Origin of the sequence: Cytobacillus luteolus (genome assembly GCF_017873715.1) — a bacterium.
GTDB lineage: Bacteria > Bacillota > Bacilli > Bacillales > Bacillaceae_L > Bacillus_BV > Bacillus_BV luteola.
On sequence record NZ_JAGGKM010000001.1, the window covers coordinates 231,225 to 248,822 of the forward strand.

Consider the following 17,598-nt stretch of genomic DNA (forward strand, 5'->3'; position numbering starts at 1 on the left):
GTCTACGTACCAAATAAGCTACGACTAAAGTCTCAGGACAATACAAGACTTTTTCCCAAAGAAGGGATTACCCAATAAACGTATAATAATAAGTAATTAGATATGTTCGAAAGAGGAGCTGAAAACCGAGTGGAAATGGGAGAACGGAGAATACAAGAACTACAAACCTTAAAAGTCATCGCAGAAACGTTAAATCAATGTAACGAATTAGATGCCATGCTTTCGGAAGTACTAAAGGAATTACTCCAAATAATTGGACTTGAAACAGGTTGGATTTTTTTAATTGACGAAAAGGGCAACTACACCCTGGCAGCAGACTATCAATTGCCCCCAGGCCTAAAGTGGAAGCAGAAATCCCCAATGTGTGAGGGTGGATGCTGGTGTTTAGATAAATATAATGATGGCCGCCTGAAAGGTGCTGCTAACATCATGGAATGCAAACGCATTGAAAATGCATTCAAGTACGAGTGGGGTGACACAAAGGGCATTACCCATCATGCAACGGTTCCATTGCGAGCTGGAGAAGAAAAGTTTGGCCTACTAAATGTTGCTGGCCCTAATAAATCTCATTTTACAAGCGAAGAGCTTGCATTATTAGAAGCAGTTGCTTATCAAATAGGATCAGCTATCAAGCGCATTAAGCTTGCAGAAAACGAACAAAACCTTGCACTTCTTGCAGAGCGCAACCGTCTCGCACGTGACCTCCATGATTCAGTGAATCAACTTCTTTTTTCACTCATGCTTACGGTTAGAGGTACAAAGGAAATGACGGATGATCCACAAGTGAAAGAAATGCTTTCGTACATGCAGGAATTATCGCAAGAAGCCTTAAGTGAGATGAGAGGACTAATTTGGCAGTTACGTCCACAAGGTCTTGAAAATGGTTTGGCTAGTGCATTATTAAGCTATGGAAAAGTGCTAGGACTAGATCTTGAGGTAGATGTAAAAGGTGTTATTGATTTACCAAGCACTGTAGAAGAATGTCTTTGGAGAATAGGACAAGAGGCTTTAAATAATTGTAAAAAACATGCAGGTTCAAAACAATCGAATATTGAAATCAAGGTAAAAAATAAATTAGTGACCATGGTTATCAAAGATTCAGGTTGTGGATTTCATTATGATCCTAAAGCAGCAATACCTTCACTAGGTCTTGCGAGTATGAAGGAACGAACTGAGATGCTAAAAGGTGTTTTTACATTATGCAGTGAGGTCGGAAAAGGGACAACGATTAAAGTAGATATCCCTATTTAAAAGAGGAGGGTAAAGAATGTCAATAAGAGTGTTAATTGCAGATGACCACCATGTCGTTCGTCGAGGCTTGCTTTTTTTCTTAAAAACCCAAAAGGAAATAGAGATTGTTGGAGAAGCAACAAACGGCAAAGAGGCTGTTGAGTTAGTTGAACAATTAAAGCCTGATGTTGTATTAATGGATCTAGTTATGCCTGAAATGGACGGAATAGAAGCGACAAAAAGGATAAAGGAAAAGCATCCTGATATCCATATCTTAATTCTAACAAGCTTTTCAGATCAGGACCATGTTATCCCGGCCATTCAAGCTGGAGCAACAGGTTATCAGCTTAAGGATATTGAGCCTGATGAACTTGTTAAGGCAATAAAGGCTGTCTATAACGGAGACAGCCAGTTACATCCTAAGGTAACAACCCATGTTATGACTCATCTGTTAAAGGGAGATAAAAAGGAAACGAATCTTCTTGATGAACTAACTAAAAGGGAAAGGGAAGTTCTAGCTGAGATTGCAAAAGGAAAAAGTAATAAAGAAATTGCTTCGAGCCTTGTTATTACTGAAAAAACGGTTAAAACCCATGTTTCCAATATACTTTCAAAGCTTGAACTAGCGGACAGAACACAGGCTGCACTTTACGCTGTAAAGCATGGAATCGAATAGTCTCAGTCTATAGTCGTAGAAAGTACCGGATACCTAAGTCTAATTTCGTAGATAAAGTTAAATCCTTACACCGATTTAGAAATGTTTGGTATCTCATATACTAAAAGTAACAACACAAATAAAAAGGAGAACTTTATCATGAAACTTTTAATCATAAATGGATCACCAAGAAAATCAGGAAGAACAGGAATTGCTGCAAGATATATCTCTAAAAAGTACAATGCGGACATGATTGATTTAAGCGAAGGTAAATTACCTATGTTTAATGGAGAAAGTGATCAATCTGAGGTACCATCAGTTATCGAACTGAAAGAAGCCGTTGCAAAAGCAGATGGAGTGATACTAGCTTCACCTGAATATCATGGTGCAATGAGTGGAGCGTTAAAGAATGCACTGGACTTTTTAGGAAGTGATCAATTTTCGCATAAACCGGTTGCTCTTTTAGCTGTAGCTGGTGGTGGCAAAGGTGGCATTAATGCTTTAAACAATATGCGGACAGTCGGACGTAGCCTATATGCAAATGTGATCGCAAAACAACTTGTGTTAGATCCACCTAACTTTGATCGTGACAATGATACACTCACATCTTCTACAGATGTTCAGGTTGCTGGGTTACTAGCAGAATTAGAACTCTACGCAAATTTATATAAAAAAGTGTTAGCATAATGAAAAGCCTTTATAAAGATTCCCGTTTGCATAAGGTTCTGGCAGCCAATATCTTATCTTCAATAGGGTCTGGAATTACAATGGTAGCAATTCCGTGGCTTTTAATTGCTGAAAAAAATGGTGATGTATTATTTGGCTATGCTTCCATTGCTGTAACTGTGATTATGTTGTTGGTAACACCCTATATCGGAATGATGATTGATCGTTCTTCTCGCAAAAAACTACTTCTAGTAGGCGAGATTATTGGTTTTGGAATGGTAGGATTATTTGCAATTTGGGGGTTAGTAGGCTATAGCTATGAAACCTGGCACTTGCTCATTATTTTTGGAAGTAGTTCTTTATATTACACGTTGTTTTACCCAACCCTGTTTGCTTTCAATCAGGAGATATTTGAAAAAAATCAATATAAGGAACTTAACGGCGTCATGGAAGTACAAGGTCAGCTTTCAACCGTTTTATCTGGGGGGATTGCAAGCCTATTGGTGACCAAAATTGATTTGAAGTGGATCCTTCTTGTGGACTCACTAACCTTTCTAGGAGCATTTTTACTACTCTTGTCCATTCCTTATTCGAGAGCAAAATATGAACAAGTAAGTCAAACCTTTGTGACAAAAATGCTTGGTGGCTACCATTACATGAGAAAGCAACCTGTCCTCTTTTGGTTCCTTCTAGCATCCTTTATGCCTTTTATCGGAATCATGGTAACAAATTATGTTTTCCCTATTTATGTTGAAGAAATATTAAAAGCGGATGCAAGTGTATTTGGAGCGCATAGTATGATTTATGGGATTGGGGCAGTACTTGCGGGGATTTTTATCCCCATCTTATTATCAAAAATAGACACTCGGCTTTCCATTGTACTAACGGTTACTCTTTTTACGGTGGCAATGACGATGTTTATCTTTTTTCCTTATATTCCTATTTTTTACCTATTAACAGTATTCATTGCATTTGGAAATGCTGGAACAAGGGTTGCACGTAATTCCTTAATGATGGATAGTATTCCTAATGAAAAAATTGGTCGTGTGGATAGTCTTTATAGAGTTATTGGATATGGAATGAGAATTGTTCTATTAAGTGTTTTTACAAGCGCGGTTTCAGGGGCAAATGTCATGCTACCATTTGGTTTATTAAGTGTAGTATTAATCATTTCTTCCCTAGTTATTATCTTAAGTTTAAAAATAAATGTTCATAAAAATGATTATGTAAAGGATGGGGCATTATAACCCCATCCTTTTCTTTACATTAATGCAGTTATTTCTTGATCGACTTCTTTAAATTCTGAAGCATGATCAATGTATCGTAGTAAAGAATATAGGTGTTTTTCAATCACCGAATAGTCTTTTTCAAAATTATAGGCATGTAAGAAATGTTCAATTTTCTTTGATAGAAAATCGTCATTGGTTCTAACCATGAGAATAAGCAAGTTATCCCACTGTGAACGGTGTGTGTAATATAGTGCCTTGTCATAATCAACTATATTCAACATTGGTTCCTCCTTTTCTGAGGAGTTGAGTATAGTTTGTGGAGTTCATCTTATTTATTGCACTGAAAATGTTGGTGGGAGCACCAAATGATTTTTTATAAGTAAAATCAAGTGAATTGGGAATGTTGTAAATGAGTAAATAAATGTATTGGGGTTTTAATAATGAGTCGGATTTATTTGATTACTTTAGCATTTATCGTCCTTTATCCAACTATTACATTTAGCGCTGAGATTGTAAATCCTCAGCAAGTGTATACTTATGAAGAAATGACAAGGGACCTTTCTTTATTAAAAGAAAAATATCCAGAAGAGCTTGAAGTAATAAGTATTGGTAGTACAACATTTGGGCGAGACATTCCTACTGTAAAGCTTGGAAAAGGTAGTAAGAATGTACTTTTTATTGGTTCTCACCATGGCAGAGAATGGCTCACGACTAATCTTCTCATGGAGATGATAGAAGTTTATTCAGAAGCCTATCATACCAAAGAAAATCTTTTTGGGTTTGACACTTCTATTTTAGACAACGTATCTATTTGGTTCGTACCAATGTTAAATCCAGACGGAGTCACAATACAACAGCAGGGTGCAGATGGATTTCCGCTTAGTTATAAGGAAATATTACTTGAGATGAATGAAAATGATTTAGATTTTAAAAAATGGAAGGCCAATGGAGTGGGAATTGATTTAAACCGTCAATATCCTGCAGGCTGGGATGAAATTACGGGCGACTCTCCTCATGTTTCTTATCATTATTACAAGGGATCAAGACCGCTTGAGGCAGAAGAGGTTCGTGCACTCGTGAGATTTACTTACGAAATTGACCCTTTGATTGCTGTCGCTTACCATTCATCAGGAAGAGTTCTGTATTGGTATTATAATAATCGCCCTCATTTGGTTGAAAGAGACAAGCGTATTGCTGAAAAGTTTTCAAAAATGACCGGTTATGAATTAGAGGACCCACCAGAAAATGCTGTGGGTGGAGGTTATACAGATTGGTTTATTTCGGAATTTAAACGACCAGCCTTTACAGCTGAAATCAGCTTTAATGTAACCGAAACAAATCCACCTTTGTATGTATTTTCCGAAGAGTGGAGAAGAAACAAAGCGATTGGTTTAATGATTGCCTCAGAAGCTACAAAAATCAATTAATGAATATCGTGATATCTGGATAAACTACTCATTAATAAAAGGTGAAAGGGGGTAAAACTTTGAAAAACACTACATATAAACATTGTCTTGTTGCATTTTTAGTAAGTATTTTTGCCTTGGCACAATTAGGCTCTACTGCCTATGCGCAGCCTGAGGATTATAAAAAATGGAGCAGAATTGCTGTGGATGTCGTGAAATTAAATTACCCGGATGCACAGGTTAGTGACTATGATTATAAGGGTAGAAAAGAAATATCTGATACTCAAGCACAAGACACGTTTGAATTGCAGGTTAAAGAAGAGAACCGTACAAAAAACGTAAATGTTTATGTTACCTTTAATCCGAAGACGAACTCAGTAATTACTGTTTCTTTGGAAGAGATTCGATAGGGCACCTATATAGGTGTCTTTTTTTAACTTTAACTTTGAGCGCACATTTTCGCATGGAATCATGAAAAAGCGCAACTGCCGGCTTTTTCATGATTCCAATAGGGTGGTTCGGGAGGCTCGGAGGCTGATTCGGACAGGTTGAGTAGTAGAATAGGGAAACGAGTCAGAATCCCGTTTAGATTCGGACAGGTTGAGTTGTAGGGAGTAAAGTCGAGTCGGGATCCCGGTCTGATACGGACAGGTTGAGGAGTAGGGAGTAAAGTCGAGTCAGAATCCCGTTTAGATACGGACAGGTTGAGTTGTAGGGAGTAAAGTCGAGTCTGAATCCCGGTCTGATACGGACAGGTTGAGGAGTAGGGAGTAAAGTCGAGTCAGAATCCCGTTTAGATTCGGACAGGTTGAGTTGTAGGGAGTAAAGTCGAGTCGGAATCCCGGTCTGATACGGACAGGTTGAATAGTAGGAAGGAGAAACGAGTCAGAATCCCGGTCTGATACGGACAGGTTGAATAGTAGGAAGGAGAAACGAGTCGGAATCCCGGTCTGATACGGACAGGTTGAGTAGTAGAAGTAAGAAACGAGTCGGAATCCCGGTCTGATACGGACAGGTTGAGTAGTAGAAGTAAGAAACGAGTCGGAATCCCGAGTTTATTCGGACAGCTTGAGTAGTAGCAAGGAAAAACGAGTTCGAATCTCCTTAATTCTCTGTACCTGTGGATTCTCCCGTTGATATGCTACTCTCTTGGATTCTAGAGCATAACATAACTCTCAACAATGTTAGAGTTTTAGTGATCAATCTTACATCTTTTATCAACATTTCAAAAGAAGTTATAATCCTCCCTCATCATTTATCATATTTATTCATAAATTGTGATAAGGACGAAAAGGGGGAGATCGACGTGAGACTGGAAGACCGAAAGCAGCTTGAGTATGCCATTGATGAAATTACGGAAATCGCAAAAGGTTTTGGTCTTGACTTCTATCCGATGAGATATGAAATTTGCCCTGCTGATATTATCTACACATTTGGTGCCTATGGAATGCCGACACGCTTTTCACATTGGAGCTTTGGGAAGCAATTTTATAAAATGAAACTCCAATATGATTTAGGATTAAGTAAAATTTACGAACTTGTGATTAACTCAGATCCATGTTACGCATTTTTATTAGATACAAATTCTTTGATTCAGAATAAATTAATTGTTGCTCACGTACTTGCTCACTGTGACTTCTTTAAAAATAACTGCCGTTTTGGTAACACGAAGAGAGATATGGTAGAAAGCATGTCAGCTACAGCCGAACGGATTTCACACTATGAGCGAATACATGGTAAGCGTGAAGTCGAAACCTTTTTGGATGCAGTGCTTGCCATTCAAGAACATATTGACCCATCTCTCATGAGACCAAAGCTTCCTTGGAGTTTAGATGATCTAGAAGAGGAAGAAGAGTACACTCCGGCTGCTACTGATTATGATGACCTTTGGTCGTTAGATCAACGAAATAAACCTAAACCAATCATGAAAAAGAAAAAGAAGAAGTTCCCACCAAATCCAGAAAAGGACATCTTGTTATTTATTGAAGAGCATAGCAGAGATCTTGAGGAATGGCAACGTGATATCCTTACAATGATGCGTGAAGAAATGCTGTATTTTTGGCCACAGTTAGAGACGAAAATCATGAACGAAGGCTGGGCTTCGTATTGGCACCAACGAATCGTCCGCGAACTTGATTTAACTTCCTCAGAAGCAATCGAGTTTGCAAAACTAAACGCAGGTGTTGTTCAACCGTCAAAAACAAGCATTAACCCATATTACCTTGGACTTAAGATTTTTGAAGATATTGAAGAACGCTATAACAATCCAACAAAAGAAATGCTTGAACGAGGGGTAAAACCTGGATCAGGTCGTGAAAAAATGTTTGAAGTACGGGAAATTGAATCCGACATCTCATTTATTCGCAATTACTTAACAAAAGACCTTGTCCTTAGAGAGGATATGTACCTCTTCCAAAAACAAGGTAGGGACTATAAAGTGGTTGATAAGGAATGGGAACAAGTTCGCGATCAACTGGTAAGTATGCGTGTAAATGGGGGGTTCCCATATATCACAGTAAATGATGGAGATTACTTAAAAAGTGGCGAAATGTATTTAAAACACTGGTATGAGGGAATTGAACTAGATCTAAAATACCTTGAAAAGGTAATGCCATATATTCATCAGCTCTGGGGCAGACCTGTTCACATGGAATCGGTGATTGAAGGTAAAAACGTTGTGTTTACGTATGATGGGAAGACAGTGCATAGAAAATATATATAACAAGAAAAAGCTGCTGAGGGAATCAGCAGCTTTTCGTTATTTTCATTGTATACTTTTCTTGTGGCGGAACTGTAACCATTGGTACCGTATAAAACAACCCACACAGAATCCTACTATCGCAATAAAGGCCGCCAGTGCAACCATAGTAGTAAATATCGTCGCTAATAATACATATCCGGTTAAATAACCTACTAATCCGAAGGCTAGACAGATAACAGATATGACTTGGTTGAATTGTTGTTGAGCATAATCTTCTGGAATATACTCTGACATATCTTTCTTTAGGAATAATTTACCTATGGTAATTACAGGGTTAATATTAAAAAGAAGACCAGATAACCCAAAAAGTAATGGTATTGCAAGTATCCACTCTTGACCTGTAATCCAGGTTAATATCACACTAAGCACAATAAACCATTGATTTGCTCTAACTAAAGGTCGCGGAATAGAACGGATAGACTGATTCATTTATTAATCCCAACCTTTCTTATATGTTTTATTGTATTTTACTCTATATTAAGAAATATGAAAAGCCTAATTTATCAGTGTAAATTCTAAACAAACGTTTGATGAATCGAATTCAGACCAATGATACTAAGGGGTTGAAAAAACCAATCAAACGTTTGTTTAGTTTTCACAAAGTATGTTTATTCTCTATGCTAAAATAGTTGTAACAAGTATTAGTAGGAACGGTGATTCTATGTATGAGCTAATCAATCAGATTGGATACCTGATTTCGCAACCATTTAACAACTTAGCTAGAAGCTTTGAAACAGTTCCGATTTTATTTGCATTTTTACTCGGCATTGTTGGCTCAATGGTACCCTGTCAGCTTACAGCTAATGTTGGGGCCATGACTCTTTATGGAAATAAGTCCTTTCAAAAGGGACTTGCCTGGGCAGATGTTCTGCTATTTACATTAGGAAAAATAACAGTATTCAGTGGTTTGGGTCTCTTGGTATGGTTGTTAGGTAGGGAGTTTCAGTCAGAATTAACGGTTTATTTTCCTTGGTTTAAAAAAATAATAGGACCTTTATTTATCCTAGTTGGTTTTTATATGCTGGGACTTATCAAACTAAATGGGTCTATCTCACTTTTTGACCGGTCTAAAAGACTATTGCAAAAAGGAAAGTCAGGATCTTTTTTTCTTGGGGCTAGTTTTTCCCTAGGATTTTGCCCGACGATGTTTGTATTGTTTTTTATAACACTAATGCCAGTTGTTCTTTCTACCTCATATGGGATGGTTTTGCCAAGCTTGTTTGCTATCGGAACTACATTACCTTTATTGCTCGTCATGGGGTTAATCTGGTACTTCGGAGCGAGTGGATTGGTTTTAAGAAAAAGTAGAAAAGTCGGGGCTAACTTACAAAGAATAGCTGGTATTCTTTTAATCATTATCGGTCTGTTTGACACTATTACGTACTGGACGATTTAGCTCATTATTCAAACCTCTAATCTAAACACCAAAAGCTACCCAACACTTAAGGCGAGGGTAGCTATATTTATCACTTAAACTTATCCTTCAATTTCTCCCAGAATCCCTTTTCTAAGTCGTCTGGTATATCCGTTAAATAAAGATTTACATGACCTATTGATTTATCTTTAATATAAACCGAAATCTTACCGACCGGATCTTCTAGGTCATGTCCTTTCTTAACTTTTTTCGGATGTAGCAGTTTGATTGAGAGTGAGACTTCTTCCTTTTCCTTAGCAGTCATTGGATACACAAATCTATCCTTTGTACTAATGTTTCCTTTGTAATACTGATCATTAATTTGAGCCTGCTCATCTTTTTTTACAATTTCAACTAACTCATACTGCTCAAAAGCACGATTGTAAAGAGCCATATGGTCGTTCCAATCATTACCGTCGTTAATCGTAACAGCAATTAAATCAAGGTCATCTTTTGAAGCGGTTGTAACAAGTGTTCGCTTAGCTCTCTTCGTGTAACCTGTTTTCCCACCAGTGCAATATTCATAAAACTGTGTTAATAAACGGTTTTTGTTATGCCACGATCTAGCGATTTCACCACTAGAAGGTCTATAATCTTTCGTGCCTGAAATCTTTGCATACGTTTCATTCTTCATTGCATATCGAGTTAACAAAGCCATATCATACGCAGATGAGTAGTGATTTTCATGATCATCAAGCCCGTGTGGATTTGCGAAAACCGTGTTTTTCATACCGATTTCCTTTGCTTTTTTGTTCATCATATCCACAAATTCGTCTAAACTTCCCCCAACATGTTCAGCGATAGCAACTGCTGCATCGTTTCCTGAACGAAGCATAAGTCCATACGTTAAATCGATTAACTTCATTTTTTCATTAGGTTGAAGATAAAGAGAGGAGCCTTCTGTATGTATGGCTTTATTGCTTACCTTTACAGTGTCATCCAGCTTACCTGACTCAATAGCTAGAATGGCTGTCATTATTTTAGTTATGCTTGCGATTCTTAGTGGGGCATGTGCATTTTTTTCATATAAAACCCGTCCTGAGTGCTGTTCCATTAAGATGGCACCTTTTGCGGCAATAGCGTGACTCTTTGTAGGAAGTAAAGTGATTAGTAAGAGGAATACAGTGAGTATTGTAATGTACTTTGAACGTTTCATTTTATCTCCCTTCCTATTTTATTTTCACAACACTATTGTTTGTCATTCTACTACGATACTATTCGTCATTTAGGTCAAAAGTTTTCCTTTAAAAGGTATTTTTGAAATTTTATATGGCTATATTGGTAGCGTAGATAAGTAGTACATTTTCAAGGAGATGAACCCATGAATGAGCAAAATGAACACAACCAATCAGAAGATATTTTAACTAACCGTCAAGGCCATCCAGTAACTGATAATCAAAATGTAAGAACTGTTGGGAATCGTGGTCCTACTACTTTAGAGAACTATGATTTTCTTGAAAAAATCAGCCATTTTGACCGTGAAAGAATTCCTGAACGTGTAGTACATGCTCGTGGAGCCGGAGCACATGGCTATTTTGAATCTTACGGAACAGTTAACGGGGAACCTATTTCTAACTATACAAGAGCGAAAGTATTTACTAATACAGAAGTACAAACTCCAGTATTTGTACGTTTTTCAACCGTTGTACATGGAGGACATTCACCAGAAACATTACGTGACCCCAGAGGATTTGCCGTTAAGTTTTATACTGAAGACGGAAACTGGGATTTAGTTGGAAATAACTTGAAGATATTCTTTATCCGTGATCCATTAAAGTTTCCGGATATGGTTCATTCATTTAAGCCGGACCCAGTTACGAACCTATCAGATCCAGAAAGAATGTTTGACTTTTTGTGCCAAACACCAGAATCTGCCCATATGGTTACTTTCTTATTTTCACCATGGGGTATTCCTGCTAATTATCGAGAAATGCAAGGTTCGGGAGTACATGCTTATAAATGGGTCAATGAAGAAGGAAAAGGAGTCCTTGTAAAATATCATTGGGAACCTGTTCAAGGTATTAAAAATCTAGCCCAAAAAGATGCAGATAAATTGCAAAGTATGAACTTTAATCATGCCACTCAGGATTTATATGAGGCAATTGAAAAAGGAGACTATCCTGAATGGGAGCTTTATGTTCAAATCATGGAGGATGGCGAACATCCTGAACTGGACTTTGATCCACTTGACCCAACTAAGCTATGGTATAAAGATCAATATCCATGGCATAAAGTTGGAAAAATGGTCTTAAATAAAAACCCTGAGAACTACTTTGCAGAAGTAGAGCAGGTTGCTTTCGGTACGGGTGTACTTGTTGACGGACTGGATTTCTCTGATGATAAACTACTTCAAGGAAGAACATTCTCCTATTCAGATACACAGCGTTACCGTGTCGGTTCTAACTACTTACAATTGCCGATTAACAAACCGAAAAAACATGTGGCAACAAATCAGTCCGGTGGTCAGATGGATTATCGTACAGACTTTGGAAAAGATCAGAACCCGCATGTTAATTATGAGCCATCTCTTATCGGGGGACTGAAAGAAGCTAAGAATCCAGGAAAAGAGCATGAGCCATATGTAGAAGGCAATTTAAAAAGAGAGAAGATATCGCGTGAAAACAATTTCGGACAAGCTGGTGAAACATACAGAAGATTTAACGATTGGGAGCGTGACGAACTCATCTCGAATCTTGTAGGTGCACTATCTGTTTGTCGTAAAGAAATTCAAGATCGTATGGTAGATATATTCACTCAGTGCGACGAAGAATATGGTAGAAGAGTTGCAGAAGGTTTGAAAATGGCAGGAAATAATTCAGAGAATAAAATGGATGAGGCAGTTAAACAAGCTGAAGAAATGGGACACCCTTCAGATCCATATTAAACCGATTAATAATTCTAGGGCTAGCATAAATGCTAGTTCTATTTTTCGTTGTTTAGAAGAAAAAACTACTGGGTATATTCTAAAAGGTTGAATTGATAGTAGAAAATGAGCTATACTAATATTATCTCGAATTCAAGATAAAGGATTGGTAAGAATGAATCAAAATCAACCAAATTTAAACGACTCTAGTCTTTCGTTAAAATTGTTTATAGTGTTAGCTCGTTCGAACAGAACGGTTGCAGACTTAGTCGAACAGGATATTAAAACATATGGATTAAACCCAACTGAGTTTGCAGTATTAGAATTGTTATTTCACAAGGGAGATCAACCCATTCAACATATTGGTAAAAAGGTATTACTTGCTAGCGGAAGCATCACGTATGTAGTTGATAAACTGGAGAACAAAAAACTACTACAACGTGTTTCTTGTCCAAAAGACCGCAGAGTTATTTATGCTTCCATCACCGAGGAAGGTAAAAAGCTAATGGAAGAAATTTTTCCTAATCACCAAGCAGAAGTCCATAAAATCTTCTCTGGGCTTACGAATGAAGAAAAAGAAACAATGATTACACTATTGAAAAAAGTAGGCTTACAGGAAAACAAGTAACCAATTTTATGATAGCAACTAGAAGGAGGAAAAAAGGTGAAGCATATTTTTGAAAAAGGCCAGGACATGAATAAACCAACATTATTATTACTACACGGAACAGGTGGTAATGAAAATGATTTACTACCTTTAGCTGGAATGATAGATCCTACTGCTTCTATATTAAGTGTAAGAGGAAATGTTCTAGAAAACGGCATGCCTCGATTTTTTCGAAGACTAGCTGAAGGTGTATTTGATGAGCAAGACCTAATTGAACGTACAAAGGAATTGAACTCTTTCTTAGATGACGCAGCTACTAAATATGAATTTGACCGAAATAACATTGTTGCTATCGGGTATTCAAATGGTGCGAATATAGCTGGTAGTTTACTTTTCCATTATAGTAATTCATTGAAAGGTGCAATATTACACCACCCTATGGTGCCACTAAGAGGGGGAGAGTTACCAAAGCATAATGGAACGCCAGTATTCATATCAGCAGGTAAAAATGACCCAATCTGTCCTTCCACCGAAGCAACTGAACTTCAAACCTTACTAGAAAATACAGGCGCAGAAGCCAAAATCCATTGGGAAAACAATGGCCACCAACTTACAAAAACAGAAGTTGAAGCAGCTGCAGAATGGTATAAAACAAAATTTTAATTTAAATTCGTTAAAGGCCAAGATACATTTGTATACTATGTTAATTTCTGCTGCAGGCAGGAGACTCCTGCGGGAGTAGCGCGTCAAAGTGAGACCCCACAGGCGCAAATGCGCCGAGGAGGCTCACGGACCGCCCGCGGAAAGCGAGTGCCTGCAGCAGAAATTAACAGGCATTCATATGGTTAGCAATTATAAATGTGCTTGCATCATCAAAATAATTTGATTAAAATAAAGATAACAATGGTATTTGCAAAGGGTGAGTACAGATGAATGAAATCGAACTAACCGATGTTACGCTAGAAAAAACATTCGAAAAATACGAACAAAAATTTAAGGCATTAGCTGATAAAAAACGCCTTATGATTATGAATGAAATCGTCAAACGTGGCAGTGTATGTGTATGTGATTTATCCGATATCATTGATATGCCACAATCAAAGCTATCCTATCACTTAAGGATACTGTTTGATGCAGATTTGCTTATTAAAGTTACAAAAGGCACATGGAGTTATTATGAACTAAACGAAAAAGAACTTAATCACCTTTTATCGGAAGAGTTGTGTTGTCTCTTTAAACCAGACTCCACTAAATCTTCCTGCTGTGAATAGCATCCAACTATAGTAGTTGGGTGTTTTTTATTTTGGATAAATATACTAATCTAAAAAACTATTGAATTAATAATCATACTTATGTATAATCAAACATGTCGAAATTAACCGAAATTTCATAAGAAAAAATGAAAATGATGAGATTACTTTTAATTTGGGCGTAATAGAGGTATAATTAATTGTCAGAAATATTAGAATTGATAATATAAATCAAGGGGGATCACAATGAAAAAATTTCTAGTATTTACTTTATTTTTAGCAATGTTCGTTATGACTGCTTGCGGTACTAGCAGCGAGCAAACTGGTGGGGAAGAAAAGAAAAAACTAAAGGTTGTAACTGACGCGGCTTATGCTCCTTTCGAATACTTAGACAAAGGTGAAATCGTTGGATTTAGTGTTGATTTCATTGAAGCTGTTGCAGCGGAAGCTGGTTATGAAATTGAACTAGTTAACGTAGGTTGGGACCCGTTGTTCGTTGAAGTTGAAGACGAACTTGCTGATCTTGCCATCTCATCAATTACAATCAATGATGATCGTAAACAAACTTATGATTTCTCTGTACCATATTTCTTATCTACTAACAAAATTCTAGTTCCAGCTGATAGCGACATTGCTAGTGCAGCAGACTTAGAAGGTAAAAAAGTAGCTGTTCAAAATGGTACAACAGGTCAAGAGGCTGTCGAAGCATTATTCGGTGCAAACAACAGTAACCTTAAAAAGTTCGAAAATAACAATCTAGCAATTATGGAATTACTTGCTGGTGGTGCTGACGCTGTTGTAGCTGATAATACAGTAGTTGAAGAATATGCAAAAAACAACCCAAATGAAAGCTTAAAAGTTGTTGCAGATACAGATAGCTTTGACGCAGAGTTCTACGGCTTGATGTTCCCTAAAGGAAGCCCACTTGTTTCAGAGTTCAGTGCTGCAATTAACAAAGTATTTGAAAGTGGTAAATATGCAGAGATCTATAACGAGTGGTTCGGTTCAGATCCAGATATCGAAACACTTAAAGCACAACAATAAAAGAAATAAAATTGCGTAACATGTATTTGTGTTACGCAATTTTTCACTTTATGATTAGTAGACTATATATTGTAAACTTTTACAAAAAATAGTATTTGGTTGTTTAAGGAGAGATAATAAAAGATGGATTTTCGTTTTGATTTAATTATTGAATACGGTCCGTTTTTTCTAAAAGGGACACTATTAACAATTGGTCTATCACTTGCAGGTATATTAATAGGAACAATTTTAGGTCTATTAATTGGATTAGGTAAAATGGTTAAAAATAAACTCATTGCCTTTCCATTTGTAGCATACATTGCTTTTTTTAGGGGGACACCCTTTGTTGTTCAAATTTTATTAATTCACTTTGGGTTGGTTCCAGCGTTAATTGGAGAAACAAATGCGATAGCTGCAGCAATCGTAGCACTTTCATTAAATGCAGCTGCCTATATTGCAGAAATATTTAGAGCAGGTATCCAATCAATTGATAAAGGTCAGATGGAGGCGGCCCGTTCACTTGGAATGACACATATTCAAGCAATGCGCCATGTCATTCTACCTCAAGCCACGAAACGAATGATCCCCCCACTTGGTAATGAATTCATCGTACTTATTAAAGAATCGTCCTTGGCTGCATTCATAGCAGCTCCTGAGATTATGTATTGGGGACGTGCAATGCAAGGGCAATATTATAAGGTTTGGGAGCCGTATTTAACAGCTGCCTTAATTTACTTAGTATTAACACTTACATTAAGCTTTTTCCTAAACCGCTTAGAGAGAAGGTTGGCTACAGAATGATAAAGGTTGAAAACTTAAAAAAGTCGTTTGGAGATAATGAAGTTCTTAAGGATATAAATGCTTCGGTTCAGCCACAAGAAGTGGTTGTTGTAATTGGTCCATCAGGTTCAGGTAAATCTACCTTTCTTAGGTGTTTAAACTTACTAGAATCAGTAACAGCTGGTAAGGTGTTTATCGAGGGTGTAGATCTTACAGATAAGAAAACCAATATAAATGAAATTAGAACAAATGTTGGAATGGTGTTTCAACAATTTAATTTATTTCCTCATAAGACGGTCATTGAAAATATTATTTTATCACCAATGAATGTGAAGAAAATGAAGGAAGTTGATGCTAGAGCAAAAGGCTTAGAACTGCTTAAAAAGGTTGGTTTAGCTGAAAAGGCTGATGCGTATCCTGATTCTCTTTCAGGTGGGCAAAAGCAAAGGGTAGCTATAGCTAGAGCATTAGCGATGGAACCAAAAATTATGCTTTTTGATGAGCCAACCTCAGCACTAGATCCAGAAATGGTCGGCGAGGTACTTGAGGTTATGAAACAATTAGCAAAAGACGGAATGACAATGGTTGTTGTTACACATGAAATGGGCTTTGCACGTGAAGTTGGAGACCGAGTCATATTCATGGACGGTGGCTACATTGTTGAGGAAAACGTACCAAAAGAACTCTTTGAAAATCCTCAACACGAAAGAACAAAATCATTCCTGAGTAAAGTACTATAAACAATATACTTGTCGTGAATGCTGATACCTAGGTATCAGCATTTTTTTAATAGTCTGGCTCTTTACAACAACTTTGTATAAGATAGAAATAAAGTAGTTGTCAGTGTAGGGGGTTTGTCGATGGGCCACTCAAAAAATAAAATCATTATATTAATCATGTTTGGTGGATTTATTGGATCTATTTTAAGATATACCTTCGGTGAATGGCTACAGAATACTAATGGATTTCCAGTTGGAACCCTATTTGTAAATATGGTTGGGTGTTTCCTTTTAGGCTGGTTTATAACCTATGGTGTTGCAAAGTTTAAAAGAAATTCTATTTGGGTGCCCTTTATAGGAACAGGGGTAATCGGATCGTTTACTACATTTTCTACCTTCTCACTAGAAACATTCTATTTGATTATGGATAAGCAGTATATTCAAGTAATTACCTATGTAATGGTAAGTGTCATTGTAGGACTCTTTTTCACATTTTTAGGGTATAAATTGGCGTATAAGAAAATTAATAAGGAAGGTCAACCTATATGATAATACTTATTGGTTTAGGTGGGAGTTTCGGAGCGTTATGTCGGTATATCATTGCGTTACGAGTAACTAATAAGTCTAACCAGGTCTTTCCATTAGCAACATTTATCATTAATAGTAGTGGTTCATTTTTATTGGGAGTCTTAGGAGCACTCTACATGTCAGATTTATTAGCTGAATGGGTCTGGTATCTAGTTGGAATTGGTTTTATGGGTGCTTACACAACGTTTTCTACCTTTGGTGTTGAGGCGATACAGCTTTTATTACAAGGGAATAGAAAGATTGCAAGTTATTATGTTCTGTTATCTGTTTTACTAGGTATTACTGGTGCAGGGGTAGGATTTATATCTACTACATACTTCTTATAGCATTAAAAAATCAGTCTTAAGACTGATACTGTTCCCTTCCCTCGTTCGTTCTTTTGAATATATATTTTTCTTATAATAAAG

The 17,598-nt window shown here is 37.0% G+C and carries 20 protein-coding genes; 17 read left to right on the forward strand and 3 right to left on the reverse strand.

The window, feature by feature from the left end:
* The first annotated feature begins 135 nt into the window (after positions 1-135).
* The 4 genes from J2Z26_RS01225 (at position 136) to J2Z26_RS01240 (ending at position 3,798) form a co-directional block, all read left to right on the forward strand.
* Positions 136-1,251: a GAF domain-containing sensor histidine kinase gene (locus tag J2Z26_RS01225; protein WP_193534378.1), complete on the forward strand. Its 1,116-nt coding sequence runs from the start codon at positions 136-138 to the stop codon at positions 1,249-1,251.
* A gap of 16 nt (positions 1,252-1,267) precedes the next feature.
* A complete protein-coding gene (locus J2Z26_RS01230) occupies positions 1,268-1,906 on the forward strand; it encodes a response regulator (RefSeq protein ID WP_193534321.1) in 639 nt (212 codons plus the stop codon).
* Positions 1,907-2,044: 138 nt separating this feature from the next.
* The gene (locus tag J2Z26_RS01235; protein ID WP_193534320.1) at positions 2,045-2,572 is read left to right on the forward strand and encodes an NADPH-dependent FMN reductase; all 528 of its coding nucleotides are present in this window, start codon (positions 2,045-2,047) and stop codon (positions 2,570-2,572) included.
* Positions 2,572-3,798 (forward strand): MFS transporter, encoded by a 1,227-nt coding sequence (locus J2Z26_RS01240; RefSeq protein WP_193534319.1) that lies wholly within the window; start codon positions 2,572-2,574, stop codon positions 3,796-3,798. The genes J2Z26_RS01235 and J2Z26_RS01240 overlap by 1 nt, the downstream gene beginning before the upstream one ends.
* Before the next feature lie 14 nt (positions 3,799-3,812).
* Here the strand turns inward: J2Z26_RS01240 and J2Z26_RS01245 are convergent, their stop codons facing one another.
* The gene (locus J2Z26_RS01245) at positions 3,813-4,058 is read right to left on the reverse strand and encodes a YhdB family protein (RefSeq protein ID WP_193534377.1); all 246 of its coding nucleotides are present in this window, start codon (positions 4,056-4,058) and stop codon (positions 3,813-3,815) included.
* Positions 4,059-4,220: 162 nt separating this feature from the next.
* On the opposite strand from J2Z26_RS01245, the gene J2Z26_RS01250 reads away from it, so the two are divergent.
* From J2Z26_RS01250 to J2Z26_RS01260, 3 genes are all read left to right on the forward strand, one after another.
* Positions 4,221-5,207 carry a M14 family zinc carboxypeptidase gene (locus J2Z26_RS01250; RefSeq protein ID WP_193534318.1) on the forward strand — a complete coding sequence of 329 codons (987 nt, stop codon included), beginning with the start codon at positions 4,221-4,223 and terminating at the stop codon, positions 5,205-5,207.
* A gap of 59 nt (positions 5,208-5,266) precedes the next feature.
* On the forward strand, positions 5,267-5,596 hold the full coding sequence (locus tag J2Z26_RS01255) for a DUF3889 domain-containing protein (protein ID WP_193534317.1): 330 nt from the start codon (positions 5,267-5,269) through the stop codon (positions 5,594-5,596).
* Positions 5,597-6,492: 896 nt separating this feature from the next.
* Complete coding sequence (locus tag J2Z26_RS01260; RefSeq protein ID WP_193534316.1) at positions 6,493-7,908, forward strand: SpoVR family protein; 1,416 nt, start codon at positions 6,493-6,495, stop codon at positions 7,906-7,908.
* A 42-nt stretch (positions 7,909-7,950) separates the two neighbouring features.
* Here J2Z26_RS01260 and J2Z26_RS01265 read toward each other — a convergent pair whose 3' ends face one another.
* Positions 7,951-8,376 (reverse strand): DUF4395 domain-containing protein, encoded by a 426-nt coding sequence (locus J2Z26_RS01265; RefSeq protein WP_193534315.1) that lies wholly within the window; start codon positions 8,374-8,376, stop codon positions 7,951-7,953.
* Between the two features lie 232 nt (positions 8,377-8,608).
* Here J2Z26_RS01265 and J2Z26_RS01270 point away from each other — a divergent pair, with 232 nt between their 5' ends.
* Positions 8,609-9,343 (forward strand): urease accessory protein UreH domain-containing protein, encoded by a 735-nt coding sequence (locus J2Z26_RS01270; protein ID WP_193534314.1) that lies wholly within the window; start codon positions 8,609-8,611, stop codon positions 9,341-9,343.
* Positions 9,344-9,413: 70 nt separating this feature from the next.
* Here J2Z26_RS01270 and J2Z26_RS01275 read toward each other — a convergent pair whose 3' ends face one another.
* Positions 9,414-10,517 (reverse strand): D-alanyl-D-alanine carboxypeptidase family protein, encoded by a 1,104-nt coding sequence (locus tag J2Z26_RS01275; protein WP_193534313.1) that lies wholly within the window; start codon positions 10,515-10,517, stop codon positions 9,414-9,416.
* A 165-nt stretch (positions 10,518-10,682) separates the two neighbouring features.
* Here J2Z26_RS01275 and J2Z26_RS01280 point away from each other — a divergent pair, with 165 nt between their 5' ends.
* The 9 genes from J2Z26_RS01280 to J2Z26_RS01320 all read left to right on the forward strand — a co-directional run bounded on the left by J2Z26_RS01280 (position 10,683) and on the right by J2Z26_RS01320 (position 17,517).
* A complete protein-coding gene (locus J2Z26_RS01280; protein WP_193534312.1) occupies positions 10,683-12,245 on the forward strand; it encodes a catalase in 1,563 nt (520 codons plus the stop codon).
* Between the two features lie 154 nt (positions 12,246-12,399).
* Complete coding sequence (locus J2Z26_RS01285) at positions 12,400-12,852, forward strand: MarR family winged helix-turn-helix transcriptional regulator (RefSeq protein ID WP_193534311.1); 453 nt, start codon at positions 12,400-12,402, stop codon at positions 12,850-12,852.
* 36 nt (positions 12,853-12,888) lie between these two features.
* Entirely contained in the window at positions 12,889-13,494 is a 606-nt protein-coding gene (locus tag J2Z26_RS01290; protein ID WP_319638001.1) for an alpha/beta hydrolase, read from the forward strand.
* Between the two features lie 266 nt (positions 13,495-13,760).
* Positions 13,761-14,102, forward strand: coding sequence for an ArsR/SmtB family transcription factor (locus J2Z26_RS01295; protein WP_193534310.1), 342 nt, complete (start codon positions 13,761-13,763; stop codon positions 14,100-14,102).
* Between the two features lie 225 nt (positions 14,103-14,327).
* On the forward strand, positions 14,328-15,125 hold the full coding sequence (locus J2Z26_RS01300; protein ID WP_193534309.1) for a basic amino acid ABC transporter substrate-binding protein: 798 nt from the start codon (positions 14,328-14,330) through the stop codon (positions 15,123-15,125).
* A 123-nt stretch (positions 15,126-15,248) separates the two neighbouring features.
* A complete protein-coding gene (locus J2Z26_RS01305; protein WP_193471554.1) occupies positions 15,249-15,905 on the forward strand; it encodes an amino acid ABC transporter permease in 657 nt (218 codons plus the stop codon).
* Entirely contained in the window at positions 15,902-16,624 is a 723-nt protein-coding gene (locus J2Z26_RS01310) for an amino acid ABC transporter ATP-binding protein (RefSeq protein ID WP_193534308.1), read from the forward strand. Before J2Z26_RS01305 ends, J2Z26_RS01310 begins: the two co-directional genes overlap by 4 nt.
* A 120-nt stretch (positions 16,625-16,744) precedes the next feature.
* Positions 16,745-17,152 carry a fluoride efflux transporter CrcB gene (gene crcB / locus J2Z26_RS01315; protein ID WP_193534307.1) on the forward strand — a complete coding sequence of 136 codons (408 nt, stop codon included), beginning with the start codon at positions 16,745-16,747 and terminating at the stop codon, positions 17,150-17,152.
* The gene (locus J2Z26_RS01320; RefSeq protein ID WP_193534306.1) at positions 17,149-17,517 is read left to right on the forward strand and encodes a fluoride efflux transporter FluC; all 369 of its coding nucleotides are present in this window, start codon (positions 17,149-17,151) and stop codon (positions 17,515-17,517) included. The genes crcB and J2Z26_RS01320 overlap by 4 nt, the downstream gene beginning before the upstream one ends.
* Positions 17,518-17,598: the final 81 nt, after the last annotated feature.